This is a genomic window from Amycolatopsis sp. TNS106 (assembly GCF_019330265.1).
Classification (GTDB): domain Bacteria; phylum Actinomycetota; class Actinomycetes; order Mycobacteriales; family Pseudonocardiaceae; genus Amycolatopsis; species Amycolatopsis lurida.
In genome coordinates this window covers 8,257,452-8,281,959 of record NZ_CP024972.1, presented here as the reverse complement: position 1 = coordinate 8,281,959, position 24,508 = coordinate 8,257,452, and the positions used below count along the sequence as shown (strand labels likewise).

Sequence of the window (24,508 nt, the reverse complement as noted above, 5' to 3'; positions counted from 1 at the left end):
CGGAGCAGGATGACCACTCGCGCGCACCGGTGCTGGAAGCCATCGAGGCCTACCGCCGCGCGGGCGGTCTGGCCTTCACCCCACCAGGACACAAGCAAGGCCGCGGCGCTGGCGGACGCGCCGGACGTCAAAGGCATGTTGCTGATCACCCCGACCGACTACGGCAGTTGCGCCGACATCCGCGGTGTCGCCCGAGCGTGCCATGCCGCGGACAAGGCGCTGATCGTGGACGAGGCGTGGGGTGCCCACTATCCGTTCCACGACGACCTGCCCACCTGGGCGATGGACGGCGAAGCCGACCTCTGCGTCACGAGCACGCACAAGATGGGCGGCGGGCTCGAACAGGCGTCGGTGTCCCACCTGCGAGGCGACCGGGTCTCCCCCGACGTGCTCAAGGCCAGGGAGGACCTGCTCGGCACCACGAGCACTTCCGCGCTGCTGTTCGCCTCCCTCGACGGCTGGCGCAGGCAGATGGTCGAACACGGCGAAGAACTGCTGGGCAACGCACTGGCGCTGGCCGCCCGCGTACGAGCGGAGATCGAAGACATCCCGGGGCTCCACGCGCTGGCCGCGGAATTCCACCCACTCGCCTTCGAACACGACCCCCTCAAGATCGTGGTCGATGTCTCCGGGCTCGGTATCACCGGCTACCAGGCGTCCGACCATCTCGCCGAACGCCATCTGCACACCGGGCTGGCCGATCACCGGCGGATCGCGGTGCAGATCACCCATGCCGACGACGAGGAGACGGTGTCCGCCCTCATGAGCGGCCTGCGCGGGCTGGTCGACCACGATTTCGAGCGGCGACCGGTGGTGGACCTGCCCTCCGCCGCCGAACTGACCCTGGAAATGCGAATGCTGCCCCGCGACGCGTTCTTCGCCGACGCCGAGCATGTGCCGCTGGACAAGGCCGAGGGACGCCTCAGCGCGGAGATGATCAGCCCCTACCCGCCCGGTATCCCGGCGATCGCTCCCGGTGAAGTGTTCACCGACGCGATCGTCGATTATCTCCACACCGGCGTGCGCTCGGGCATGTTCATCTACGACGCCGCCGATCCCGAGCTGGGCACGGTCCGCGTCGTCGCCTAGGCGGTGTCCTGTAAGTCTGTTCGATGGGCTTCGTGATCCAGGTGGTTCCTGGCGGTGCGGGCGGATCGGCCTCGTACCGGGTTGTACTCGGTCGCGTCCGCCCGTGCCGCCAGGGGCCGCCTGGGCGCGAAGACCGCGAACACGACTTGCAGGACACCGCCTAAGCGGTGTCCACCTTCAGTGTGGGCAGCAGCCCGGTGAGTTCAAGGGCCCGCAGCAGTACCTTGGACGGCACGAAACTCAGCTCGATCCCGGCTTCCTCACAGTGACGATTCAGCTGCACCAGCACGGAAAGCCCCGAGGAATCACAGAAGCCGACACCGGTCATGTCGATCATCGCGGCGCCGGGAGCGTCAGCCAGCAGTCTGAAGACTTCGGCCCGGAGTCGAGGACTGGTCGCAATATCGATGTCACCCGCCACTTCGACGGTGATCGCGTCTTCCGAGCGAGCCGTCTGAACCACGACGAGAGGAGCGGCCTGCCCGGCTTCGGTGTCGATCGCCATCCATCGAAGGTAGAAGCCTGTGGACGGGACCGCAACCGTCGCGACAGGACAGTCCGCTCAGGATGACTCGGCCACCTCGCGCGCGATCTCGTCCTTGGCCATCTTCGAAGCACCCGTCACGCCCGCGTTGCGCGCCTGGGTCAGCAGTTCTCGTCTGGTGGCCTCACCGGGGCGGTCGCCGAGATGCGAAGCCCGGCTGGTCACGAAGGCCTCCCCCAGTTCCCGTCGCCGCGTTTCGTCCAGTTCGCGCCGCATCTTCGGCAGTACGGTGGATTCCTCTTCCTTCACGTGGTGCGTGACCGCCTCGACGAGGTCGGAGAGCACCTTGTCGAACTCCTTCGACCCAGTTTCGGCGCCGTTCAGTTTCACGAGCAACTGCTCGGCTTCGGCGTGCTCCTGCTGACCGTGCGCGACGTCGTCGGCCTCGTCCGCCTCGCTCTTCGCCGCCGGGTACACCTCTGCCTCCTCGGCGCGGCTGTGCGCGGTGAGGAGCGCCGAGAGCACCGGGACGAGCAGCGGCCGTTTCTCCGGATGCCGCTCGAGTTCGCCGAACAGCCGCTCCACTTCGCGGTGGTCCTGCATGATCAAGTCCACGACATCGCCGGCCACGGCCGCCTCCTCGGTTCGGGATCAACTCGACGCCTGCGAGTACCCACTCACAGCGGATCCATGCACCGGAACCCGGCTATCCTCGCCGTATGGCCTGCCGTATCACCGAACTCATCCTCGACTGCGCCGACCCGGTCCGGATGGCGGCTTTCTGGTGCGAAGTGCTCGGCTACGTCGAAATCGGCAAGGACGGCGACGACATCGAGATCGGGCCGCCCGGCGTCGGCTTCGGCGGACCTCGGCCGACGTTGATCCTGAGCCGCAGCGACGATCCGAAACCGGGCAAGCTCCCGCTGCACATCGACGTGAATCCCACCGACCGCGATCAGGACGCGGAGCTGGAGCGGCTGCTCGCCGCCGGGGCGCGGCCCGCCGACGTCGGGCAGACGGGGGAAGAGTCGTGGCATGTGCTCGCCGATCCCGAGGGAAACGTGTTCTGCCTTCTCCGCGCCAGGGTCGACCCCTGAGCCACTGTCCACATCGGACTCCGGTTGACGGATGACGCCGGAGGGTATCCGGCGGGGACATCGAACACGAGTGGATGGTCAGTGATGGCGGACGAACGACTGTGGCAGCGCGACAAGGCCGGTTTCGGCTCCGGCGAGGACACGTCGACCGGCCCGCTGGCCGAGCAGTTCGTCGAACTCACGCGCCTGCTGCTGACCGCCTCGACACCGGCACAGGTACTGCAACAGATCGTCGCCGCCGCGTACCGGGTCGTCCCGGGCGCGGACCTGGTGTCGGTCACCCTGCGTGCCCCGGACGGGACCTTCCACACCCCCGTCTCGACCGGCGAAGTGGCGCTGGAACTCGACAAGGTCCAGTACCGGGCGGGCACCGGGCCGTGCGTCGACGCCGCCGACAGCGAAAGCCCCGGTTACATCCGCAGTGAGGACCTGAAGGCGGAGAAGAGGTGGCCGGACTTCTCCCGGGCCGCCGTCCGGCAGGGTTACACCGCGATCCTGTCCACCGTGCTGGTCCCCGACGCCGCCCCACCGAGGCTGCCCGGCGCGCTGAACATCTACAGCCGCCGCCCCGGAGCGCTCGATTCGCAGGCCCAGGACACCGCGTTGCTGCTGGCGACCCACGGCTCGCTCGCGCTGGCGACCACCGGCGCCGTGAGCCGGGCGGAGCTGGAAGCGAGCCATCTCCGGCGGGCGGTCGAATCGCGCGACGTCATCGGGCAGGCGAAGGGAATCCTCATGCAGCGACGCGGCCTGACCGCCGACGAGGCCTTCGACCTGCTGCGCCGCACCTCCCAGGACCTCAACGTCAAACTCGCCGAACTCGCCCGCACCCTGGCCACCCGGCACACGGAGATCGACACCCTCTGAAGCGCGTGAAGGCCCCCTTCCCTCGGCTGAGCCGAGGGAAGGGGGCCTTCACGCGCAATGGCCTCAGTCGAGGTCGAACCGGTCCAGCTCCATGACCTTGGTCCACGCCTTGGCGAAGTCGGCGGCGAACCGCTCGCGCCCGGCCTGGCCCGCGTAGACCTCGGAGAGCGCCCTCAGCTGCGAGTTCGAGCCGAAGACGAGATCGACCGCGGTGGCCGTCCACTTCACCGCGTCCGTGGTGACGTCGCGGATCTCGTACACGTTCTCCTCGGACTCCGACACCTTCCACTTCGTGCCCGGCGAGAGCAGGTTGGTGAAGAAGTCGTTGGTGAGCACGCCGGGCCGGTCGGTGAACACACCGTGCCGGGTGCCGCCGGTGTTGATCCCGAGCGAACGCAGGCCGCCGACGAGGACGGTCATCTCCGGGGCGGTCAGGTCGAGCATGTAAGCGCGCTCGACCAGCAGGACCTCCGGCTGCAGCTTCTCCTCGGGACGCAGGTAGTTGCGGAATCCGTCGGCACGCGGTTCGAGCAGGGCGAACGACTCGACGTCGGTGTCCTCCTGCGTGGCGTCGGTGCGGCCGGGGCGGAACGCCACGTTCACCTCGGTGCCGGCGTCACGCGCGGCCTTCTCGACGGCGGCGGTGCCCGCCAGCACGATCAGGTCGGCCAGCGAGATCTTGGCGCCACCGGCGTCGTTGAACTCGCGCTGGATGCCTTCCAGCTTCTCCAGGACCGTCCTGAGCTGCTCCGGCTGGTTGACCTCCCAGTCACGCTGGGGTTCCAGGCGGATCCGCGCGCCGTTGGCGCCACCGCGTTTGTCGGTGGACCGGAAGCTCGCCGCGGAGGCCCACGCCGTGCCGACCAGCTGGGCGATCGTGAGCCCGGAGTCGAGCACCTTCGTCTTGAGGGCGGCGATGTCGGCGTCCCCCACGAGTTCGTGGTCGACGTCCGGCACCGGGTCCTGCCACAGCTGCGGCTCGGGGACCCACGGCCCCAGGAAGCGGCTGACCGGGCCCATGTCGCGGTGCAGCAGCTTGTACCAGGCCTTGGCGAAGGCGAGGGCGAACTCGTCCGGGTTCTCCAGGAAGCGCCGCGAGATCTTCTCGTACGTCGGGTCGACGCGCAGCGCCAGATCCGTCGTGAGCATGGTCGGCTTGTGCTTCTTGGCCGGGTCGTGCGCGTCCGGGATGATCGCCTCGGCGTCCTTGGCGACGTACTGCTTCGCGCCGCCGGGGCTCGTGGTGAGCTCCCACTCGTAGCCGAAGAGGATCTCGAAGAACCGGTTGCTCCACTGCGTCGGCTTGTCGGTCCACGTCACTTCGAGACCGCTGGTGATCGTGTCGGCGCCCTTGCCGCTGCCGTGGGTGCTCAGCCAGCCGAGACCCTGGGTCTCGATCGGGGCGGCTTCGGGCTCCGGGCCCACGTGGTCGTCGGCGATACCCGCGCCGTGGGTCTTGCCGAAGGTGTGACCACCGGCGATGAGCGCGACGGTCTCCTCGTCGTTCATCGCCATCCTGGCGAAGGTCTCGCGGATGAAATGCGCCGCCGCGGCCGGGTCCGCGTTGCCGCGGGGGCCCTCGGGGTTGACGTAGATGAGGCCCATCTCGGTCGCGCCGACGTCGGGCACCATCTCGGAGTCACCGGCGTAGCGCTCGTCACCCAGCCAGGTGTCTTCCGGCCCCCAGAAGATCTCCTCGGGCTCCCAGGTGTCCACCCGGCCGAACCCGAAGCCGAACGTCTTGAACCCCATCGATTCCAGCGCGACGTTCCCGGCGAGGACGAGCAGGTCGGCCCACGAGATCTGCTGGCCGTACTTCTCCTTGACCGGCCACAGCAGCCGCCGCGCCTTGTCGAGGTTGGCGTTGTCGGGCCAGCTGTTGAGCGGAGCGAACCGCTGCGCGCCGTCGCCGGCCCCGCCGCGGCCGTCGTGGATGCGGTAGGTGCCCGCGGCGTGCCAGCTCATGCGGATCATCAGGCCGCCGTAGTGGCCGAAGTCGGCGGGCCACCAGTCCTGCGAGGTGGTGAGCACCTCGACGATGTCCCGTTTGAGGGCCTCGACGTCGAGTTCGGCGAATTCCTTGGCGTAGCTGAAGTTCTCACCGAGCGGATTGGCCTTGGGCGAGTGGGCGTGCAGCACCGACAGGTCGAGCTGGTTGGGCCACCAGTCCTTGTTGGTGCGCGGGCGGCCGCCCGTCTTCGGCGTCGGCGAATCGATCGCCGGGTTCTCGCTCTCGCTACCGTGCGCGGTCACGGAGTCGTGGGCCACGGGGCAGCCCTTCTCCGGGGTGTCACTCATTTCTTTCCTTCCGGGCAGGCGAATTCATCGCTGGACGGGGTCGGCCGCGCAGCCGGGGCACAGGCCCCAGTAGACGACCTCCGCCTCGTCGATCACGAACCCGTGATCGTCCGAGGCGGTGAGACAGGGGGCGGGACCGACGGCGCAGTCGACGTCCGCGATCGCACCGCAGGAACGGCAGACGACATGGTGATGGTTGTCGCCCACCCTGGTCTCGTAGCGGGCGAGCGCGCCGGCGGGCTGGATACGCCGGATCAGACCGGTTTCGGTGAGCGCTCGCAACACGTCGTAGACCGCCTGGTGGGAGACCGTGGGAAGGTCGGCCCGCACCAGCGCTATCACCGTTTCGGTGTCGACGTGCGGATGATCGCGCAGCGCCGCGAGCACGGCCAGCCGGGGCCGAGTCACGCGCAGCGAAACAGCTCGCAGCTGTGCCTCGAAGTCGGACATCACCAAGGACGATAAGAGCCTCTTTGGAACCGGTCAAATCAAGGCCCCTGAGGAGTGACAGCCGGTTTCGGACGGGGCCACGCCGGGTAGCCGGTGAACCGGGCCATGACTTGCGTGAGGTGAGTCCATGACAACGACCGGAAAAGGCGAACCGCCGGGTCGCATCGGCATCACCGACGTCGAATGCCTCGAAAACGCCGTCGACGTCCTGCGTGCACTGGACTACCGGCAGGGTGGTGCTTTTTCCCATGACGCCGTGCATGTCGTGAAATCGGTCAGCCTGCTGCTCAATTGGGGTACGGTCCCCGGCACACTCCGGCCACGGCTGCTGACCGTGCTCGCCGATCTGCACAATCTGCTCGGCTGGACGGAATTCGACATCGGCCGCCGGATTCCGGCGCGGATCCGGTTCGACCGCGCGCTCGGTCTCGCCGCGGAAGCCGGAAACGACGATCTCGTCGCCAACATCCGTTACCGCCTCGCCAGGCTGGCGCTGCACCACGACGACGTCGAGGACGGGCTGCGTCAGCTCCACCATGGCCAGGCCGCCGCCGACCGGTCCGGCTCCCGGCGGGCGCTGGCGATCCTGACGGTCAACGAGGCGTGGGCGCTGGCCAAGGCCGGTGACGAACGCGCCGCCCTCGGCTGCCTCGGGCGGGCGGAGTGCCAGTTCGAGAGCGCGGACACCTGGGCGCCCGCGCGTCCCTGGGAAGCCTTCTTCGGCACCACGGACATGGCCGCGATGCGAGGGACCGTCCTGACCGAGCTGGCCAGGACGGTCACCTCACGGCACTGCGACGCCGCGATCGCACGGCTGCGCGACGCCGTCGGCGGTTACGGCGCGGAAATGTCCCGCAGCCTGGCGCTCACCCTGATCATGCTCGCGCAGAACCACGCGCTCCAGGGCGATTTCGACGAAGCCGTCCGCACCGGCTCCGAAGCGGTGGACCTGGCTCGCGGCCTCGGTTCCACCCGTACCAAGGACCGGCTCGCGCCGCTGGCGGCGTTCCTGCGCGGACACGCGACCGACCCCGCCGCCCGCGATCTGCTCCACCGGATCGACCGTTACCGTGCCGAACCGGGCCCGTGAGCGGCGAACCGGCGTCCGAGCAGGACCGCGGTCGCCGCGAAGCCGAGGCAAAGACCGGTCCAGACACCCCAGCCGCCCCAGCCGAACACGTAGGCGCACAAGAACATCGCCGGCACGCCCACCGCCCAGTACCCGACGAGGGTGCAGCGGAGCCCGGAGACGGTGTCGCCGAGCCCGCGCAGCAGACCGACGAGGATGTTCTGCGTCCCCTTGCTGTACTGCTGCGCGATGGCGAACACCAGCAGGGCCGACGCCGTGCCGAGCACCATCGCGTCGGCCTCGTCGTGCAGGAACGGCCACAACAGCACCTCCGGCACCACCAGGTACGCCAGGCTCACCACCGCCATCAGCGACCAGGAAAGAGTGAGCGCCTGGCGGGCGATCACCGGCGCCCGCCCGCGATCGCCGTGGGCGACCGCGCGACTGACCACAATGGACGATCCCTGCGACAGGCCGATGTTGGCCTGGTAGACGATGTACGCGAGCTGGTTCGCGACGTTCGACGCGGCGAGCATCGCCGGGCCGAAGGCGCCCATCAGCATGGTCGCGATCGAGGTGATCGCGGCCTCCGACCCGTAGGTGAAACAGATCGGCGTCCCGTGCCGGACGATGCGCCGGACCACCACCGGATCCGCGCGCCAGAGCGCGAGCGACACCATGGGGCGCAACGAGGGATCCCGCCGGACGGCCGAGGCGAACACGGCGAGCGTGAAGAACTGGACCAGCGTCGTCGCCAGTCCGATCCCGGCGACGCCCAGCTCGGGCAGGCCCAACCAGCCGTAGATGAAGGCGGCGTTGAGGGCGGCGTTGACCGCGATCGACACCAGCGTCACGGCGAGGAGTGAACCCGGTCGCCGTAGTCCGACGGCGAACTGGCGCAGCACGTTCAGCCACACCATCGGGAACAGACCGCCGGCCAGCGCGAACATCATCGCCCTGGCGAGCACCACGACCTCCGGTTTCTGCCCGAGCAACGGCAAGGCGCCCGCCAGTCCACAAAGGACCGCCGCGCCGGCCGCCGCGGTCAGGGTCGCGACGAGCAGCGCGGACCGCAGGAGTGACCGGATCTCGTCGCGCGCCCGCTCGTCGAGATCCCCGGTGCCGGTCCGGAGTTCTCCCGCCCCGGCCGCCGTGGCCACGAGGTTTCCGACGCCGGTGACCATGCCGACGCACATGGTGCGGATCTGGTTGTAGAGCAGGATCGCCAGCCCGCCCGCCGCCACCGCGGTCACGCCGAGCAGCCCGAGCATGGCCAGGTCGACGCTGGTGAGCGCCACCTGGGCCAGCTGGATTCCCGCGATCGGCGCGGCCAGCGCGACGAGCTCGCGGTATCCGCGGGTCGCCACCGCCGTGCTCATACGCCCACCGCCACCGGCGCCGGACGCGCCGTCCGGTCGCGGGCGGCCGCCCGCACGGACGCGGCGTAGGTGGCGAACCAGCGCTCCATCCGGCGGTGGGCCGGTTCGTCGAGCACTCCCCTGGCACGCAGCCATTCGTCGTCGTAGACCGAGTCGAGGTACTTCTCCCCCGCGTCGTTGCACAGCACCACGACGACACTTCCGGCCGGATACGCGTAGAGCCGCCGGAGTGCGACGTGGATCGCGCCGCCGGTGGTCCCGCCGACCAGGACTCCCGTGCGCCGGGCGACGACGCGGGCCCCGGCGAAGGCGTCGCTGTCGGACACCCGATGGGCTTCGTCGATCACCGACCGGTCCACGTTGTCCCCGATCGGGAAACCGGCCGGGCTGCCCGCTCCGGTCTGGTGGTAGATCCCCGGCGCGCCACCGAAGATGATCGAGCCGACGGGTTCGACCGCGACCGCGCGGGTGCCCGCTCCCGCCGCGCGCAGGGAACGCGCCGTCCCGCACAGGGAGCCGCCGGTGCCGATCGCCGCGACGAGCACGTCGACGTCACCGAGCTGCCCGATGAGTTCCCGCGCCAGCCCGGCGTACCCGTTGCCGTTGCCGGGATGGTTGTGCTGATCCGGATGGTAGGCACCGGTTTCCGCGGCGATCCGGGCCGCGATCCGCCGCCGCTGGACCGAGCCGACCCCGCCGTCCGGCGGGTTTTCGACGAACACGAGTTCCGCGCCGAGCGCGCGCAGCATCCGGAGCTTCTCCTTGGCGGCGTGGTGGTCGACCACGGCCGTGAACCGGTAGCCGCGTTCCAGCGCCACCAGCGCGAGCCCGTTGCCGGTGTTGCCGGAGGTGGGTTCGACGATATGCCCGCCCGGCCGCAGCCGTCCTTCGAGTTCCGCCTCGTCGATCATCTGCCTGGCCATGCGGACCTTGCACGAGCCGGTCGGGTTGAGGTGGTCGAGTTTGAGCAGGAGACGCGTCCCGGTGCCGGTGCGCGCGAGCTCCAGCAGCGGCGTGTTCCCGATCAGCTCGGACGCGCGCCGGACGATCGTCATCGGATCTCCTGGATCGGGTGGTCGGTGTCGACATGCCAGCGGTCTCCGTCGACCACCACCTTCGGGGGAAGGGGAAGCTGATGGAAGCCGCTCTCGTTCTTGTCCATCTGGTAGCCGGCCGTGTTGGGGTACACGAGCAGATCGCCGGTCCTCGGCCGCGCGGGCAGTTCCACCGCGCGCCAGGTCAGCACGTCGTACTCCATGCAGCTCGAACCGGCGACGACGGTGCGCACCGGGGTGCCTTCCCGGGCTTCCCGGGGAACCAGGAGCGGGTCGGGCAGGAACTCGCTGCCCTTCCACTGTTCGGACAGGCTCATGGACAGGCCCGCGACCGTGGTGATCAGGTGGTCTCCGGCCGGTTTGCAGCCCAGTACGGGGAACACCGAAAACCCGGCGCCGTCGACGAGCGCCCGGCCCGGTTCGAGCAGCAGCTCGATCCCGGCCGCGCGCAAGCGCTCCGCGAGCGGTTTCCCGGCGATCTCGTGCCGCAGGATCGCGGTCACCATGGCCGCCCCGGCAGGCGCCTGGTGGTACGGATAGGTCTTCGACGGATTGCGGCCGGCGTGGAACCAGCCGTCGTGCCTGCCGGACTCGAACCGCGCCCAGTCACCGGAGTCCACATAGGACACGGCGATCCCGCCGCCGATACTGATCTTCGACGCGGGCTGCCCGAGTGCGCGGGCGTCCTGGCACAGATCGATCAGGTACGCGGCCAGCTCCGCGCGCGGCACGGGGTCGTAGCCGTCGAGATGGAACGAGAAACCGCGCAAGACGACCGGGCCGCCGCACTGGCGTACGGCCGTCTTCAAGGCGTCGGGAGCGAAACCGAACCGGCTCTCCGGCGCTGAAGGCGGCCTTACCCGCAGCAGCACCTGGGCCGTCTCCCCGAGTTCGGCGGCCATCCGCGCGACGCGTTCCAGTTCGTCGGCCGCGTCCACCGCGATGAGACAGCGGTGCCGCAGAGCGAGCCAGAGGAGGCCGTCCGGTTTGGCGGCGCCGGTGACCCCGATCGCCTCCCCGCGCAGGCCGTTGCCGAGGGCGTGCACCAGTTCGGGCACGCTCGCGACGTCGACGCCCGTGCCGGGCCGGGTGCACTCCCGCAGCCACGCCGCCGCCTTGTTGGCCTTCTTCCCGTAGTAGACGGTGCCCTCGACGCGCTCGGCCGCGAGCGCCGCGACCATTCCCCCGAGGTTCTCGGCGAAGGTGGCCGGATGGATCACGTGGAACGGCCCGCCACCGACCGCGCGGGCGATCTCCCACAGGGTTTCCGAGTAACGCAGGCGCGGCGCCCAAGGACGTTCGAGCGCGGGCAGTGGCGGGGAAAGGGTGTCGATCAGGTCCACAGGGCCACCTCCCGGCCGCGGCCCGCCGCGATGGCGCGGGCGGCCAGCGCGTGCGCCACCGGGATGTCGGTGATGATCATGCCGCTGCTGAAGGCGAACACCCGGTCTTCGCCGCCACGACGGCCGGGCGCGCGACCGGCGAGGATCTCCGGCAGTTCGGCGTCGATCCGGAACACCCCGTCCTGGCCGGCCATCCGCTGCCCGGTCACCTCGACCTGAGCGCCGCTGGTGGCCACGGTGTAGTCGGCCTCGGCGAGCGTGCCCTCCTGGACCCCCTTGCTGGCGACCGAGATCAGCAGCCCGCCCGGCGGCAGCCAGCCGAGGCGGATCTTCGGGTGGGCCGCGCGGCCCGACGCCGCGACCACGATGTCGGACTCGCGCGCCGCGGCCTCCACGTCGTCGACGAGTTCGACCTCGCGGTCCGGGAAGCGCTCCTTCACCGCGGCGACGCTGTCGCGCAGGCCGTCGGGATGCGTGCCGAACAACCGCAGCCGCTCCAGTTCCGGCAGCGCGGTGAGCAGGTACGGCAGCGTCCGGATCCCCTGCGCGCCGGTGCCGACCATGAGCGCGGATCGCGCGCCCGGCCGGGCGCAGGACCGCGCGATCAGCGCGGTGCTGGCGGGCGTGCGGGTGGCGCCGACGCGGTGGCAGTCCATGAGCGCGAACGGCAGCCCCGTGGTGTCGTCGTAGAGGGTGATCGTCGTGTAGTACTTCTCGGCCGACGTGCTGCCTTGGCGATAGCTCGTCTTGAACGCGGCCTGTTCGAGCGAGCCGTCGTAGCCGAGCATCGAGTACGCGACGGCGTCCCGCGCGGGATCCGGCATCGGCACCATCAGCTTCGCCGGGTTCCGCGAAGCTCCGGACGCGTAGGCCAGGTAACCGTCTTCGACCATGGTGATCGCCTCGCCCGGGGTGAGTTCGAGGTTGTGCAGATCCGAGCGCGTGAGAATGTGCAGCGAGGGACCGGAGCTCATGAACGATCGACCTTTCTCGTGGGAAGGTGGCGCGCCGCAGCTTAATGAAAATGATTGTCTTTTTCATCGACTGTGGGCCTTGTCACGCTAAGCTGGCGACCGTGGACGGACGTCGGAGCGCTTCGGAAAGCCGCTCGCGCGCGGAAGAAGCCAGGCACCTCAACGCGATCAGCCATCTCGCGGCGGACGACGGCGCACCGGGGGCGAATGGCCCGCTCGCCGGTATCCCGGTGGTGGTCAAGGACAACATCCACGTCGCGGGCATGCCGAGCACGGCGGGCACCCCGGCTCTCGCGCACCACGTCCCGCGTGAGCACGCGGAGGTGGTCCGTCGCCTGGTGGACGCGGGCGCCGTGGTCGTCGGCAAGGCGGCCATGCACGAACTCGCGTTCGGCATCACCTGCGACACGACCCCGCTGGGCCCGGTGCGCAACGCCTGCGACCCGTCCCGGTTCGCCGGGGGCAGCAGCGGCGGGACCGCGGTCGCCGTCGCGGCGGGCATCGTTCCAGCGGGCCTGGCCACCGACACCGGCGGTTCGGTGCGGGTTCCCGCCGCGCTCAACGGGGTTTGCGGTTTCCGGCCGACCTCGGGCCGCTATCCGTCCGGCGGCATGACCCCGTTGAGCACCACCCGGGACACGGCCGGGCCGATCGCCCGCACGGTCGCCGATCTCGCCCTTCTCGACGCGGTGCTCGCGGGAGAAGAGCCGGCACCCTTGATCGAGAACTCCGCCGTCCGGCTGGGTGTGCCGCACGGCTTCTTGACCGGCGATCTGGCCGAGGACGTCGAAGAACTATGGGACGCCGCGCTCGCCCGGTTGCGTTCGGCAGGCGTCGGCCTGGTGCCGATCGACGACACGCCCCTCGCCGAACTCGTCGCCGACCAGGGAATGCCGCTGGTGGTCCATGAAGCGGGCGTCGCGCTCCGGTCCTACCTCGCCGACTACGTGCCCGAGGTGTCGTTCGAGCGGCTCGTCGCCGAGGTCGCCGCGGCCGACGTCCGGGCGATCTTCGCCGAGGCGATCGTGCCGGGCGTCGCGCCCGCCGTCTACGAGGCGGCCCTCGCCGCCCGCTCGGCTTTGCGTGACGCCTACGCGAAGATCTTCGTCGACAGCGGGATCGACGCGCTCGCCTTCCCCACCACACCCGCGACGGCCAGGGATTTCTCGGCCGTCGAGAAGTTCGTCCATCGCGGGCGGGCGGTCCCGACCTTCTCGACCTTCATCCGCAACTGCCAGCCCGGCAGCATCGCGGGTTTCCCGGGACTGACCGTCCCGATGGGGCGCGACCGCGACGGCCTGCCCGCCGGGCTCGCCCTCGACGGCGCCGTCGGCGACGACCGGAACCTGCTGGCCGCCGGCGCTTTCGTCGAACGGATCCTCGAGCGTCCCTGACCGTCCACAAGAGACACCGGTTCCGGCACTCCGCCGCCTCAAGCCCGGATGCTGGCCCGGAGCGCGTCGATGAGCGCGACCGCGGCGGGCGGGTCGGGCGGGTCGCCGTAGGTGACGGCATAGATCTGACGGGGGTCTTCGGCCAGTTCGGTGGCGTGGATGCCGGGCATCCGGTGGGCGCGGAGGGCGAGCCGCGGCAGCGTTGTCACCCCCATCCGGGCCGCGACCAGCGCCTGCATGACGACGATGTCGTCGCTCACCATCGAGATCCGCGGAGCGAACCCGGCCCGTCCGCAGATCGTGACGAGTTCGTCCTGGCACCGGGCGCAGCCGCCGATCCAGGTCGACTCGCGGTGATCGGCGATGGTCTGCCCCGGTTCGCTGGTGAGCAGGTAGATCGGGTCCTCCAGCAGGTGCACCAGCCGGAGTCCCCGTTCCTCGCGCGGAGTGTCGGCGTACCGGAAGATCAGGGCGACGTCGATCCGGCCGTCCCGCAGCATGCGCAGGGCCTCGCCCGGATGTTCGTCGACCAGTCCCAGTTCGAGTCCGGGATGGTCGCGGGCCAGCGCGGCAGCCGCACCGGGAACGATGGTGCTCAAGATCGACTGGAACCCCGCCAGCCGAACCCGCCCGGCGCGCAAGCCCACCTGCGCGGCCAGCTCGGCCTCGGCGCCTTCGACCCGGCCGACGATCTCGGCCGCGCGGGTCGCGAGCAGTTTCCCCTCGGGCGTGAGCCGGATGCCGCGACCGATCCGCTGGACCAGCTTCGCCCCCGTCGCGGCCTCCAGCCTCGCGAGATGGTGGCTCACCGCCGGCTGCGTGTAATGCAGTTCCTTCGCCGCCGCGGTCATCGAACCGTGCCTGGCGACCGCCGCCAGCACCGAGAGCTGCACCAGGTTCAGCATGGAATAGAGAATACCTATGTGAATGGAAGAAAGTCGTCATTGGACGCCGGGGCGGACAACGGACCACGATGAGAAGCAACGAGAGGAGAACAAATGACCGTCGCCCCCGAAACCACTGCCAGACCCGGCCTCGCCGAGCTGATAAAACGTCTTCGCCAATGCACCGCGAGAACTTCGGAACCGCTGGCCATCGCACAGGCCGTGGCGGCCGTTCTCACCGAACTCCGGCCGACTCCGGCGCTGCTCACCGAGGCGGAACGAGCCGGTTCACCCGAGGGGTACACCCGCACCACCCTGCACACCGAGTCCGAGTTCTCGATCGTCGCGCTGGTCTGGCGGCCCGGCCAGCTCACCGAGATCCACGACCACCTGGTGTGGTGCACATTCCTTGTCCTCCAAGGAACCGAGACCGAGAACATCTTCGACATCGACGGTGACCGGCTGGTCCGGACGGCGCAGCGGCAACGCCCCGCCGGGTCGGTCAGCGGCGTCGCGCCGCCCGACGACATCCACCAGGTGCACAACGAGGGCGACACCATCGCCATCACCTTGCACGTCTACGGCGCCGACCTCGGCAAGGGGACCAGCGTGCGCCGAAATTACCGGATGCGCGCAGCTTCGCAGTAAAAGGCGTAAGCGTTTGGGTCCATTTCGCCTATTGCCTCATTTCCCGGCGGCATCGCGAAAGGGCATACCCCGGCGCGGACTTTGTCAGGAGTTCGCCGCCGATGCGCGCCGCATACCGATGGTCCCGGGAGCGGTCTCGACGAACCCGTGCCGCTGATAAAGCCGCCATCCGGGCGGATCGCCGAGAAGATTGACGTACGCGCCCGGAGCCGCGGCGTCGATCTCGGCGAGAAGGGCGTCGAGGACCGCGTCCCCGATACCGCGCCGCTGATGGGCGGGGAGAACGGCCATGTCGACGATGTGGAAGTACCAGCCGCCGTCGCTGATCACCCGGCCCATCCCGACGATCTCCCCGGTGGGCCGGTGGATCACCCTGACCGAGGCCCAAGCGCCGTCGACCCCACGTTCGGCCTGCTCCCGCGCCGGCTCGGTGAGCCCCGCCTCGCGACGCAACCTCAGGTAATCGTCGACCGACGGCGAGCCCGCTTCCAGGCGGTACGAGTCGTCCATGCTTGCTTGCCCCTTTCCCGGACCGGGCGCGCTGACGGCGTTGCACCCGGCGCGTGCGATCGTAAACTGTGCCACTGACGGCGACAGGAAGAAGTACCGGTGATGACAGGTCGACGGCGCTGGTCCAGCGACGACATCCTCGACGCGGCAGGAAAACTGCTGGAGGGCGGCGACGCGGAGGCGTTCAGCGTGCGCAAGCTCGCCGCGGTGCTCGGCACCGATTCTTCGAGTCTGTACCGGCATTTCCGGAACAAGACCGAACTGCTGCGCGCCATCGCCGACCGCGCACTCCTCACGGCCATGGAGGGCTACGAACCCGAGGGCGACTGGAAACAGTGCGTCACCGACATCGCGTTCCGGCTCCGCGAGGTCTTCGCCCGGCAGCCCCAGATCGCCACCGTCTGGGGGCGCTACGCCTCGGGCGGCGGCGGATCGCGTGCCGTCATGGAAGCGCTGCTCCAGGCTTTGCGCTCATCGGGCCTGCCCGATGAGCGCGTTCCCGCCCACTATCACCGGATCGCGGTGCTCGTGACCGCGCTGAACGCCGCGGACGGCGGTATCGGCACTCTCGCCGCGGAAGAGCGCGAACACGGCATGGAATCGTTCCGGGTCGCCGTTCTCGGCGCCGACCCGGAAAGCTTCCCCGCGTTGGCCCATTTCGCCCGCGAAATCCTCCCGCTCGGCGCCGACCGCCGGAACGCCTACGCGGACATCCTCGCCGCGCACCTCGATCAGCTCGAGGTCGAAGCGAGCGCCTCGCGCAGGAACTCGGAAATCTCCACCTGAGCGGCCTCGGCCTGCGGCTCCACCCCGGGCAGCGTGAGGAATCCGTGCCTCGCGCCCGGATATTCGGAAAGGCGCACTTCGGTCCCGGCTTCGCGCAGCCGTTCCGCGTAGCGACGGCCGTGATCGGCGAGCGCGTCGCGGGTGGGCACCACCACGAGCGCCGGCGGGAGCCCGCTCAGGTCGTCGAAGCGAACGGGCGACCACGCGCGGGCGTCGACGCCGGGCGGCGCAGAAAGCCGGCGGACGAGCTGGAGTTGAGGCAGCGCCCGGGTCGGGCTGTAGGCGTACTCGGCGATCGAGGGATAGTCGTCCATCGAGTCGGTCACGTCGACCGCCGGATTGACCAGCACCTGCGCCTTGAGCCGCGGCCCGCCTTCCCTGGCCCGGATGGCGGTCAGCGCGCTGATCAACCCTCCGAAGCTCTCGCCGACCACCGCCACCCGTTCCGGGTCTACACCCCATTCGCCGGCGTGACGCACCACGTGGACCAGTGTGTCCCAGCCGTCGTCGGCCGCGTCCGGAAGCGTGATGCCCGGCGAGACGAGGCGATGCTCGACCGAGACGACCACCGCGGGCAGCCGGGCGGCGAAGCGGCTGTTGGGCCAGTCGCATTGCACCGCGGTACCGACGAAGCAACCTCCGTGGACGTGGACCACGAGCGGCAGGGCGACGTCGCCGCCGACGGCCGGGCGATACACCCGGACCGGCAGATCGCGGCCGGGCAACGCGATCTCCCGCCAGTCGATCAGGGCGCCGGCGTCCGGTTCCCCGAGGAACGCCCGGGCCGCTTTGGCCGCCCGGGCCCGATTTTCCGCTTCACGGTAGGCGATCAGTTCTTCGGTCGTGATCGTCGAGAAGTCCGGCTCCCGCGGCCGTAGCTCGACGGCGATCTCGTCAGTCATCTCTTGCTCCCCTTGGTCGTGGCCTGCACCGCCATTATGCACGCGGTGCGTGCAACGGCAAGTGCATCACCGATCGGGCGTGCTACGAAGTGAGGGGGCGGGATCGTCCCAACGACGGAGGTAGCCGGCCGCGTGCGGTGACAGGCTCGACACCATGAGTAACCAGACGTCGGCAGTCGCTGCCCCGCGACACTCCCGTGGCGGCCGGATCTCCTCACTGGACCTGCTCCGAGGGGTGGCGATCCTCGGCACCTTCGGGACGAACGTGTTCCTGTTCGCGCATCCCGGCGGGCCCGCGGGTTTCCTCCAAGATTTCGTCGGTACCGCGACGACCTTCGCCGAACGGGCCGAAGTCGGCTTACGCGTGCTGAGCAACGGCAAATTCCTCGCGCTGCTGACGATCCTGTTCGGCGTGGGACTGGAGTTGCAGTACCAGTCCGCCCGCAGGCGCGGCGCCCCCTGGCCGGGCAGGTATCCACTCCGGGCGGGAATCCTTTTCCTGGAAGGCGTCGCGCACTTCCTGCTGGTGTTCGAAGGCGACGTGCTCATGGCCTACGGGCTCACGTCGCTGCTCGTCGCGTACCTGGTCGGCCGGAGCGATCGGATCGTGCGGAACGTCGTCGTCGTGGTGGGCGGCGCCTACGTGACGCTGGTGCTCGCCGCGACCGCGTTGCTCGTCGCCACCCCGGACGTCTCCGGAGAGCCGGCCCCGGTCGACCCCTCCACGACCGCGAGCTGGCCCGCGCAGGTATCCGTCCGGCTGCACGATTTCTTCTTGCTGCGAGCGGAGATCGTGCTGATCGTGCCCTCCGCCGTCGTCTTGTTTCTGCTCGGTTCCCGTCTCCGCAGGGCAGGCGTTTTCGACGACACGGATCAGGGAAGGCGGCTCCGCTCCCGCCTGCTCGTGCTCGGCTTCGCCGTGGGCCTGCCACTCAACGTGCTGACCGGATTCAGCGGCCCGGACTGGCTGCTCGTCGATCGGTACCTGGCGCCCCCGCTCGTCGCCGTGGGCCTGCTCGCCCTGGTCACCCACCTCACCCTCCGGATGCGCGACCGGCCCGGGATGGTCCGAAGTGGACTGATCGCGGTCGGCCGCACCGCGCTCTCCTGTTACGTGCTCCAGAATCTGCTGGCCGGCGCCCTGTGCTACGGCTGGGGCCTCGGCCTCGCCGAGCGTTTCGCGGATGCCCGCCCTTGGTGGATCGTCGGCCTCTGGGCCTTCGTCGGACTGGTGAACGTCGGCTTCGCCGCCCTGTGGCTCCGGCGCTTCGATCGCGGCCCGCTCGAACTGCTCATGCATCGCCTCTACACGCGATGACGCTCAGAGCGGTTCAAGCCCGCCATCGAGAGTGAGGACCTGGCCGGTGAGCCGGCTGGATGCCGGGTCGGCGAGACGCAGGAGCCAGGTGGCCACTTCGCCGGGTTCATCGCCGCAGCGGAGCAAGCCGCCGTCCGGTGATCGGCGAGCGCCCGCGATCCGCGAAGCTCAGCCGAGCGCGGTCACCAGCAGGGCGAAGGCGGCGATGATGACCGCCACCCGGGCGTAGTGGAAACGGTCCCAGCGGTTCGTCTGCTCCTTCCAGTCGGCGGGCCGGTTCTCGGCGGTCCACGTCTTGCCGCGGTTGTTGATCGGGACGAGCAGCAGGACCGACATGACCACGCTGACGATCAGCAGCGCACCGGCCGTGACGACGAGCCCGGCGGCGGGGTCCCGCCACCCGGCGATGGCCCAGACCGCGACGAGGACCAGCGAACCGATGTACCAGACCGGCATGACGGCGCCGAGCATCCGGCCCCCGTGGGCACGGCCACGCACCATGCTGTCCTCGGGGAGGGCGCCGAGGATCCGGTTGAGGACGAAAGAGACGGCGAACTCCACCCCCACCATCACGCCGACGACCACGGTCGTGACGATCTCAAGTGCGTTGAGCATGACTACCCCTCCAGAAAGCTAGCGTCGCTAGGTTGTCCTGCGACGCTAGCACTAGCGCCGCTAGATTGTCTAGCGTCGCTAGATTTCAGGCGGAGAAGCCCATGCGATGACCGGATAGGTCCACTACGCGGTCACCGGCACTGCGCGAGTTCGCCCCCCCCAGTGCACGGACAGAATATGCCAGGCTTGAAAAGAAAGTTCGGTGCGCCTAAACTTTGGCTTAGGCGCACCCACACCTGCGAGAGGCAGGCTGCATGGCTACGACCGAGTCCGTCCGGCTGAGACCGGCGGCGGGCTTGTGCCCGGGATCGTGCCTGCTCGCCAGCGCCGGTGCTCACCACGGGCATTCCGCGGCGCGAACGAGGAACCTCCGGCGGACGGCGACGGCGGACAGGGGATCCCGATGAACTGGAGCCAGCTCCTCGTGCCCGTGACCAGCGGCGTGGCCGTCGCTCTCATCGTGGCGACAGTCAGGTTCCTGTGGCGTCGCACCCGCCTGCCGACCGGGCTCTCCCAGCGGATGACCCGGCGGAACTACCTGGCGGAGATGCTGGTCATCTCCAAGAACGACAACGTCGAGCGGCTCGACGCACTGGTCCCGAATCTGCTCCCGGCGGAATGCTCTCCCGTGCTCGCCGAGATTCAGGAGGCGTGGTCGCAGATCAACGGCCGCCGCGGGGTACGGGTGATCACCCGTACCGAGCCGGCCGCCCTCACCGCCGGTGCCGAGTTGCTCGGGGCCGGGATCGAGGTCCGCGTGTCCCGCGCGCTGACCGCGGGACACCTGTCGTACCACGTGTTCTCCGGTTCGGAGCACCACACGGTGCTCAACCGGCGCAACGGCGGGAAGGATCGGCCCGAACGGCTGGACGAGATCTCGGCCGCCAAGGTGTTCCGCAGTCACTTCGACGAGATGTGGAGTGAATCCGAACCCCTCGAATCGTTCCTGGCCGGGGAACTCTTGGCCGGGGACCTCTCGGCGGGGGAAATCCCGGCCGGCAGCAAGACGGGCGATGGACTGTCCCGCCTCGCGGACCGGATCCGGGAGCAGCGCGCCGCGTACCAGCTGTCACCCAAGGCGCAAGACGCGGTCCTGCGGCACCTGGCGTTCCGCCACCGCGCGCCGGTCATCTTCGTCACCGGCCTGCCGGGTGCCGGCAAGTCACTGATCCGGCGAGCCATCGCCGAAGAGCTTCGGCGATGGCGGATGCAGGTCGACGAGCTGAACGACTACGTCTACGCATTCCAAGAATTCCTCCACGCCTTGATGCTCCTCGGCGACGGTCGCGGTGCGGGCTTCAGCGCCCAGCAGGGCGGCGCGTTCCAGGTGGAGCGCGAGGATGATCTCCGGCCGGCCCTGCACACGCTCGGCCATCGCGTGTGGGAAAACCGCCGGAGCAACCCGATCACGATCGTCGAATTCGCCAGGGCCGACACGACCGGAGCGCTCCAGGTGTTCGGCGACGAGGTCCTGGCGGCGTCGCAGATCGTCCACGTCCGCGCCTCCGACGCCGAGCGCGCGACCCGGCTGGCCAGGCGGGGCGAGCCACCGAAGATCTCGGTGGCGGGGCAGCTGATCACCCTCGAGGTGTCCGACGAGCACCGGCTGCCCAGCAACGCCGCGGACACCCTCTACAGCAGGGACGACTTCGCGCTGCTGAAGGCCCAGAAGAACGTCGCCGGCCGGCTGTTCCTCGTCGAGAACGAGTCCGAGGGAAAGGCGCATATCGACGAGCAGGTCGCGGCCTTCGTCGAAACCGTCGTGCGACCGTACCGCGCACTTGCGACGTAGCCAGGCCCCGAACACGGCGGCTCGGTGAACGAAGCCGCCTAGCCGACGGGACTGCGGCGTTCGAGGAAGACAGTGTCGTGCCAGGTGCCGTCGCGTTGGGCGATGCGTTCGCGGACGCCCACGGTGCGGTAGCCGGCGCTGTGGTGCAGCGCGATACCGGCGCGGTTGTCGGTGAAGATCGAGGTCTGCAGGGTCCAGAGCCCGGCGGCGTCGGCCTCGGTGACCTGTTTGAACAGCAGCGCTTTCCCGACGCCGCGGCCGCGATGGCTTTCGGCGACGTAGACCGATGTCTCGGCGACGCCTTGGTAGCACTCGCGCGCCGAGACCGGGGCGGCGGCGGTCCAGCCCGCGACCTCGCCGTCGATTTCGGCGACCCAGCGGTGACCGGTCAGCCAGTTCGCGTCGAGAGCTTTCCGAGTCGGGAATTCGGTGTCGAAGGTGGCGAGTCCGGTGGCGATGCCTTCGGCGTGGATCCGGCGCACCGCGTCCCAGTCGTCCTCGCGCAGGGCGCGGATGAGCACGTCGTCAGGCACGTTGTCCGGGCAACAGGGTCGCGGCGCGAGCAGTCCCATCACCGCGTCGGCCGCGTGCGGAAGACCGCTGCAGCAAGCCTGATTGATCGTCACGACCGTCGCGGTGCCCTCTTTGCGCAGATGAACGAAGCCGACCTCGGCCAGCTTCCGGACGTGATGCGAACACGTCGACTGGCTGGTCCCGAGGATTCCGGTGAGCGCACCCACGGTCAGGCCACGCGGCGCGGTCGCGACCGCGTGCAGCAGTTTCACCCGCATCGGCTCGGCCAGGCAGGCGAACCACCCGGCATAGGTCGCGGCTTCGCGCTCAGGCAGGAGACCGGCAAGGGGAACGGGCACGACCGTCGTCATGCCACCCAGTATCGACCAAAATCGATGGTTGCGTCAATCGACTCTCGTCGATACAGTCCCTCGCATCGCTTCAATCGAGATGGATCGATGAAAGGGCATGGGGATGAACGAGCTGCCTGTCGTGGTGATCGGGGCCGGACCGGTGGGCCTGGCGGCCGCCGCCGAGCTGGTGGAGCGGGGGTTCGAACCGCTGGTGCTGGAGCGCGGCGCGCAAGCGGGTTCGGACGTGGCGGCGTGGCACCACGTGCGCTTGTTCTCGCCGTGGTCCGAACTCGTCGCTCCCGCGGCCGGGCGGCTGCTGGAGACGACCGGCTGGACCCGGCCCGACAGCGAGGCGTATCCGACGGGCGCGGACTGGGCCGGCCGGTATCTGCGGCCGCTGGCGGCGGCGCTCGGCGACCGGGTCCGGTTCGGCGCCGAGGTGATCGGCGTCGCCCGCCGGGGACGGGACCGGGTCGTGGACAGCGGTCGCGACGACGAGCCGTTCACCGTGCACGTCCACGCCGCCGACGGGGCGGAGCAGCGGATCGCGGCGCGGGCCGTGATCGACGCGTCCGGCACGTGGTCGACGCCCAACCCGCTCGGCGGCGAAGGCCTTCCCGCCGTCGGTGAGCGTGCGTCGGCGGAGCGGATCGCTTACCGGGTACCGAATCTGGGCGACGAAGCGGTGCGGGCCCGGTACGCGGGCAAGCATGTGGTGGTCGCCGGCAGCGGACATTCCGCGCTGACCGCGCTGGTCGCCTTGTCCGGGCTCGCGAAGGACGGCACGCGGATCAGCTGGGTGCTGCGTCGCGGCGCGGTCGGCAACACCTTCGGCGGCGGTGAGGCCGATCAGCTGCCCGCGCGGGGCGCTCTCGGCCTGCGTGCCCGGGACGCGGTCGAATCCGGACTGATCACGGTGGTGACCGGGTTCCGCACCGAGGCGGTCGAACGCGACGCCGAGGGACGGCTGACCCTGATCTCCGCCGGCGGGCAGCGGATCGAGCAGGTCGACGAGGTCGTGACCCTGTCCGGTTTCCGGCCCGATCTCACCTGGCTGTCGGAGATCCGGCTCGACCTGGACCCGACCCTGCAGGCGCCGGTCGCGCTCGCGCCGCTGATCGATCCGAACGTCCACTCGTGCGGAACCGTGTATCCCCACGGCGCCAAGGAACTCGCGCATCCGGAGAAGGACTTCTACCTGGCCGGGATGAAGAGCTACGGCCGGGCACCGACGTTCCTGGCGATGACCGGCTACGAGCAGGTCCGCAGTATCGCCGCCCAGCTCGCCGGGGACCACGAGGCGGCCGCGCGGGTCGAACTGCGCATGGCCGAGACCGGCGTCTGCGGCGGCGCGGGCCTGTTCGACGAACCGGACGACGCACCGGCCGCCGGTGGCTGCTGCGCGACTCCGGAGCCGGAAGTCCTGACCCTGTCCGCGCCGTCGGCCGCGGTGCGCTGACCGCGACTCCCGCAGGGCACCGCCGTGACCGACCGCTGGGGCGCGGCCCACCATCACCGTCGCCCTCGTGCTCGGCGCGACCGCCGCTGTCCTCGCCCTCGCGGCAACACCTCGCTCCGGAAGGAACCCATGAACGACCACGACGTGATCATCGTCGGCGGCGGCCAGGCCGGTCTCGCCACCGCCCACGCCGCCCGGGCACAGGGGCTGACACCGGTGATCCTCGAAGCAGGCGCCGAACCGGTCGGGTCCTGGCCCCGTTACTACGACTCGCTGACCCTCTTCTCCCCCGCCCGCTACAGCAGCCTCCCCGGACTGCCCTTCCCCGGCGACCCCGAGCACTACCCGCACCGCGACGAGGTCGTCGGCTACCTCCGCCGCTACGCCGGCTGCCTCGACGCCGAAATCCGGACCGGACACCAGGTGGACACCGTCACCCACGACGACGGCGCCTTCACCGTGCACACGGCAGGAGAAACCGCGCTCACCGCACCGACCGTCATCGCCGCCTCCGGTGGCTTCTCCCGCCCCCACCGTCCCGCACTGCCCGGTCTGGACGGCTTCACCGGCCAGGTCGTACACAGCAGCGACTACCGGAACCCGGACCCCTTCACCGGGCAACGCGTCATCGTGGTCGGCGCGGGCAACTCCGCGGTCCAGATCGCCACCGAACTCGCGGGCCACGCCCACGTCACCCTCGCCACCCGGACACCGGTCAAATTCGCGCCACAGCGTCCTTTCGGGAAGGACGTGCACTTCTGGTCCGCCGCCGTCGGCTTCGACCACCTGCCGATCGGCCATCTCCTGAAGCACCCGCCGACCACCGCGGTGAACGATCCCGGCGGCTACCGCGCCGCCATCCGGAAAGGACAGCCAGATCACCGGCGCTTGTTCACCACTCTCGACGGCGACACCGTGGTCTGGCCGGACGGAACCCGCGAACGCGTCGACACCGTCCTGCTCGCCACCGGATTCCGGCCCGGTCTGTCCTATCTGGACACGCTCGGCGCGCTGGACCCTGCTGGGCGCCCGCTCCAGAGCCGCGGGGTGTCGACCAGCCACCCGGGGCTGGGTTTCGTCGGGCTGGAGTGGCAGCGCAGCTTCGCCTCCGCCACCCTCCGCGGCGTCGGCCGCGACGCCCGTTACGTCTTGAGGAAACTGACCGGAAACCGTGTCAGCACAGGCAAGCGCTGCTGCCAGCCGGTCGGCTGACTCGCTGCGGTCAAGGT

At 69.8% G+C, this 24,508-nt stretch carries 24 protein-coding genes; 11 read left to right on the top strand and 13 right to left on the bottom strand.

From position 1 onward, the window contains the following. The first annotated feature begins 9 nt into the window (after window positions 1-9). Window positions 10-1,089 (top strand): aminotransferase class I/II-fold pyridoxal phosphate-dependent enzyme, encoded by a 1,080-nt coding sequence (locus CVV72_RS38475; protein WP_255632395.1) that lies wholly within the window; start codon window positions 10-12, stop codon window positions 1,087-1,089. Between the two features lie 160 nt (window positions 1,090-1,249). Here CVV72_RS38475 and CVV72_RS38470 read toward each other — a convergent pair whose 3' ends face one another. Beyond that, window positions 1,250-1,594, bottom strand: a complete 345-nt coding sequence (locus CVV72_RS38470; RefSeq protein ID WP_219149404.1) for an STAS domain-containing protein — start codon at window positions 1,592-1,594, stop codon at window positions 1,250-1,252. Between the two features lie 57 nt (window positions 1,595-1,651). Further along, window positions 1,652-2,203 (bottom strand): hemerythrin domain-containing protein, encoded by a 552-nt coding sequence (locus CVV72_RS38465; protein WP_219149402.1) that lies wholly within the window; start codon window positions 2,201-2,203, stop codon window positions 1,652-1,654. A gap of 89 nt (window positions 2,204-2,292) precedes the next feature. On the opposite strand from CVV72_RS38465, the gene CVV72_RS38460 reads away from it, so the two are divergent. Both CVV72_RS38460 and CVV72_RS38455 read left to right on the top strand, forming a co-directional pair. After that, on the top strand, window positions 2,293-2,670 hold the full coding sequence (locus CVV72_RS38460) for a VOC family protein (RefSeq protein WP_219149400.1): 378 nt from the start codon (window positions 2,293-2,295) through the stop codon (window positions 2,668-2,670). An 84-nt stretch (window positions 2,671-2,754) separates the two neighbouring features. Then, on the top strand, window positions 2,755-3,537 hold the full coding sequence (locus CVV72_RS38455; RefSeq protein ID WP_219149398.1) for a GAF and ANTAR domain-containing protein: 783 nt from the start codon (window positions 2,755-2,757) through the stop codon (window positions 3,535-3,537). A 63-nt stretch (window positions 3,538-3,600) separates the two neighbouring features. Here CVV72_RS38455 and katG read toward each other — a convergent pair whose 3' ends face one another. After that, complete coding sequence (gene katG, locus CVV72_RS38450) at window positions 3,601-5,835, bottom strand: catalase/peroxidase HPI (RefSeq protein WP_219149396.1); 2,235 nt, start codon at window positions 5,833-5,835, stop codon at window positions 3,601-3,603. A gap of 24 nt (window positions 5,836-5,859) precedes the next feature. Beyond that, window positions 5,860-6,285 carry a Fur family transcriptional regulator gene (locus CVV72_RS38445; protein ID WP_219149395.1) on the bottom strand — a complete coding sequence of 142 codons (426 nt, stop codon included), beginning with the start codon at window positions 6,283-6,285 and terminating at the stop codon, window positions 5,860-5,862. Between the two features lie 127 nt (window positions 6,286-6,412). Here CVV72_RS38445 and CVV72_RS38440 point away from each other — a divergent pair, with 127 nt between their 5' ends. Further along, window positions 6,413-7,375, top strand: coding sequence for a hypothetical protein (locus CVV72_RS38440; protein ID WP_219149393.1), 963 nt, complete (start codon window positions 6,413-6,415; stop codon window positions 7,373-7,375). On the opposite strand, the gene CVV72_RS38435 is transcribed toward CVV72_RS38440, so the two are convergent. From CVV72_RS38435 to CVV72_RS38420, 4 genes are read right to left on the bottom strand one after another with little or no spacing between them, the layout of a single operon-like run. After that, the gene (locus CVV72_RS38435) at window positions 7,351-8,733 is read right to left on the bottom strand and encodes an MATE family efflux transporter (protein ID WP_219149391.1); all 1,383 of its coding nucleotides are present in this window, start codon (window positions 8,731-8,733) and stop codon (window positions 7,351-7,353) included. The two genes, CVV72_RS38440 and CVV72_RS38435, sit on opposite strands and share 25 nt — an antisense overlap. Beyond that, window positions 8,730-9,788 carry a PLP-dependent cysteine synthase family protein gene (locus CVV72_RS38430; RefSeq protein ID WP_219149388.1) on the bottom strand — a complete coding sequence of 353 codons (1,059 nt, stop codon included), beginning with the start codon at window positions 9,786-9,788 and terminating at the stop codon, window positions 8,730-8,732. Before CVV72_RS38430 ends, CVV72_RS38435 begins: the two co-directional genes overlap by 4 nt. Further along, the gene (locus CVV72_RS38425; RefSeq protein WP_219149386.1) at window positions 9,785-11,131 is read right to left on the bottom strand and encodes a Y4yA family PLP-dependent enzyme; all 1,347 of its coding nucleotides are present in this window, start codon (window positions 11,129-11,131) and stop codon (window positions 9,785-9,787) included. The genes CVV72_RS38430 and CVV72_RS38425 overlap by 4 nt, the downstream gene beginning before the upstream one ends. Further along, window positions 11,122-12,105, bottom strand: coding sequence for an ornithine cyclodeaminase (locus CVV72_RS38420; protein ID WP_219149384.1), 984 nt, complete (start codon window positions 12,103-12,105; stop codon window positions 11,122-11,124). The genes CVV72_RS38425 and CVV72_RS38420 overlap by 10 nt, the downstream gene beginning before the upstream one ends. 101 nt (window positions 12,106-12,206) lie before the next feature. Between CVV72_RS38420 and CVV72_RS38415 the strand changes: the two genes are divergently transcribed. Further along, on the top strand, window positions 12,207-13,499 hold the full coding sequence (locus CVV72_RS38415; protein ID WP_255632394.1) for an amidase family protein: 1,293 nt from the start codon (window positions 12,207-12,209) through the stop codon (window positions 13,497-13,499). A 38-nt stretch (window positions 13,500-13,537) separates the two neighbouring features. Here CVV72_RS38415 and CVV72_RS38410 read toward each other — a convergent pair whose 3' ends face one another. Continuing rightward, on the bottom strand, window positions 13,538-14,404 hold the full coding sequence (locus CVV72_RS38410) for a LysR family transcriptional regulator (protein WP_219149381.1): 867 nt from the start codon (window positions 14,402-14,404) through the stop codon (window positions 13,538-13,540). A gap of 93 nt (window positions 14,405-14,497) precedes the next feature. On the opposite strand from CVV72_RS38410, the gene CVV72_RS38405 reads away from it, so the two are divergent. Then, the gene (locus CVV72_RS38405) at window positions 14,498-15,031 is read left to right on the top strand and encodes a cysteine dioxygenase family protein (RefSeq protein ID WP_219149374.1); all 534 of its coding nucleotides are present in this window, start codon (window positions 14,498-14,500) and stop codon (window positions 15,029-15,031) included. Between the two features lie 84 nt (window positions 15,032-15,115). Here the strand turns inward: CVV72_RS38405 and CVV72_RS38400 are convergent, their stop codons facing one another. Next, window positions 15,116-15,541: a GNAT family N-acetyltransferase gene (locus CVV72_RS38400; protein WP_219149359.1), complete on the bottom strand. Its 426-nt coding sequence runs from the start codon at window positions 15,539-15,541 to the stop codon at window positions 15,116-15,118. Window positions 15,542-15,643: 102 nt separating this feature from the next. Here CVV72_RS38400 and CVV72_RS38395 point away from each other — a divergent pair, with 102 nt between their 5' ends. Beyond that, a complete protein-coding gene (locus CVV72_RS38395) occupies window positions 15,644-16,327 on the top strand; it encodes a TetR/AcrR family transcriptional regulator (protein ID WP_219149357.1) in 684 nt (227 codons plus the stop codon). Here the strand turns inward: CVV72_RS38395 and CVV72_RS38390 are convergent. Further along, window positions 16,273-17,229, bottom strand: coding sequence for an alpha/beta hydrolase (locus tag CVV72_RS38390; RefSeq protein ID WP_219149355.1), 957 nt, complete (start codon window positions 17,227-17,229; stop codon window positions 16,273-16,275). The two genes, CVV72_RS38395 and CVV72_RS38390, sit on opposite strands and share 55 nt — an antisense overlap. Window positions 17,230-17,383: 154 nt before the next feature. On the opposite strand from CVV72_RS38390, the gene CVV72_RS38385 reads away from it, so the two are divergent. After that, window positions 17,384-18,547: a DUF418 domain-containing protein gene (locus tag CVV72_RS38385; protein WP_219149353.1), complete on the top strand. Its 1,164-nt coding sequence runs from the start codon at window positions 17,384-17,386 to the stop codon at window positions 18,545-18,547. Between the two features lie 168 nt (window positions 18,548-18,715). Here the strand turns inward: CVV72_RS38385 and CVV72_RS38380 are convergent, their stop codons facing one another. Continuing rightward, the gene (locus CVV72_RS38380; RefSeq protein WP_219149351.1) at window positions 18,716-19,162 is read right to left on the bottom strand and encodes a DUF1772 domain-containing protein; all 447 of its coding nucleotides are present in this window, start codon (window positions 19,160-19,162) and stop codon (window positions 18,716-18,718) included. Window positions 19,163-19,565: 403 nt separating this feature from the next. On the opposite strand from CVV72_RS38380, the gene CVV72_RS38375 reads away from it, so the two are divergent. Then, window positions 19,566-20,954 (top strand): AAA family ATPase, encoded by a 1,389-nt coding sequence (locus CVV72_RS38375; protein ID WP_219149349.1) that lies wholly within the window; start codon window positions 19,566-19,568, stop codon window positions 20,952-20,954. 38 nt (window positions 20,955-20,992) lie between these two features. Here the strand turns inward: CVV72_RS38375 and CVV72_RS38370 are convergent, their stop codons facing one another. After that, window positions 20,993-21,838, bottom strand: coding sequence for a GNAT family N-acetyltransferase (locus tag CVV72_RS38370; RefSeq protein WP_219149347.1), 846 nt, complete (start codon window positions 21,836-21,838; stop codon window positions 20,993-20,995). Window positions 21,839-21,941: 103 nt separating this feature from the next. On the opposite strand from CVV72_RS38370, the gene CVV72_RS38365 reads away from it, so the two are divergent. Further along, window positions 21,942-23,279, top strand: coding sequence for an FAD-dependent oxidoreductase (locus tag CVV72_RS38365; RefSeq protein WP_219149345.1), 1,338 nt, complete (start codon window positions 21,942-21,944; stop codon window positions 23,277-23,279). A 129-nt stretch (window positions 23,280-23,408) separates the two neighbouring features. Next, window positions 23,409-24,491, top strand: a complete 1,083-nt coding sequence (locus CVV72_RS38360; protein ID WP_219149343.1) for an NAD(P)/FAD-dependent oxidoreductase — start codon at window positions 23,409-23,411, stop codon at window positions 24,489-24,491. Window positions 24,492-24,508 lie beyond the last annotated feature (17 nt).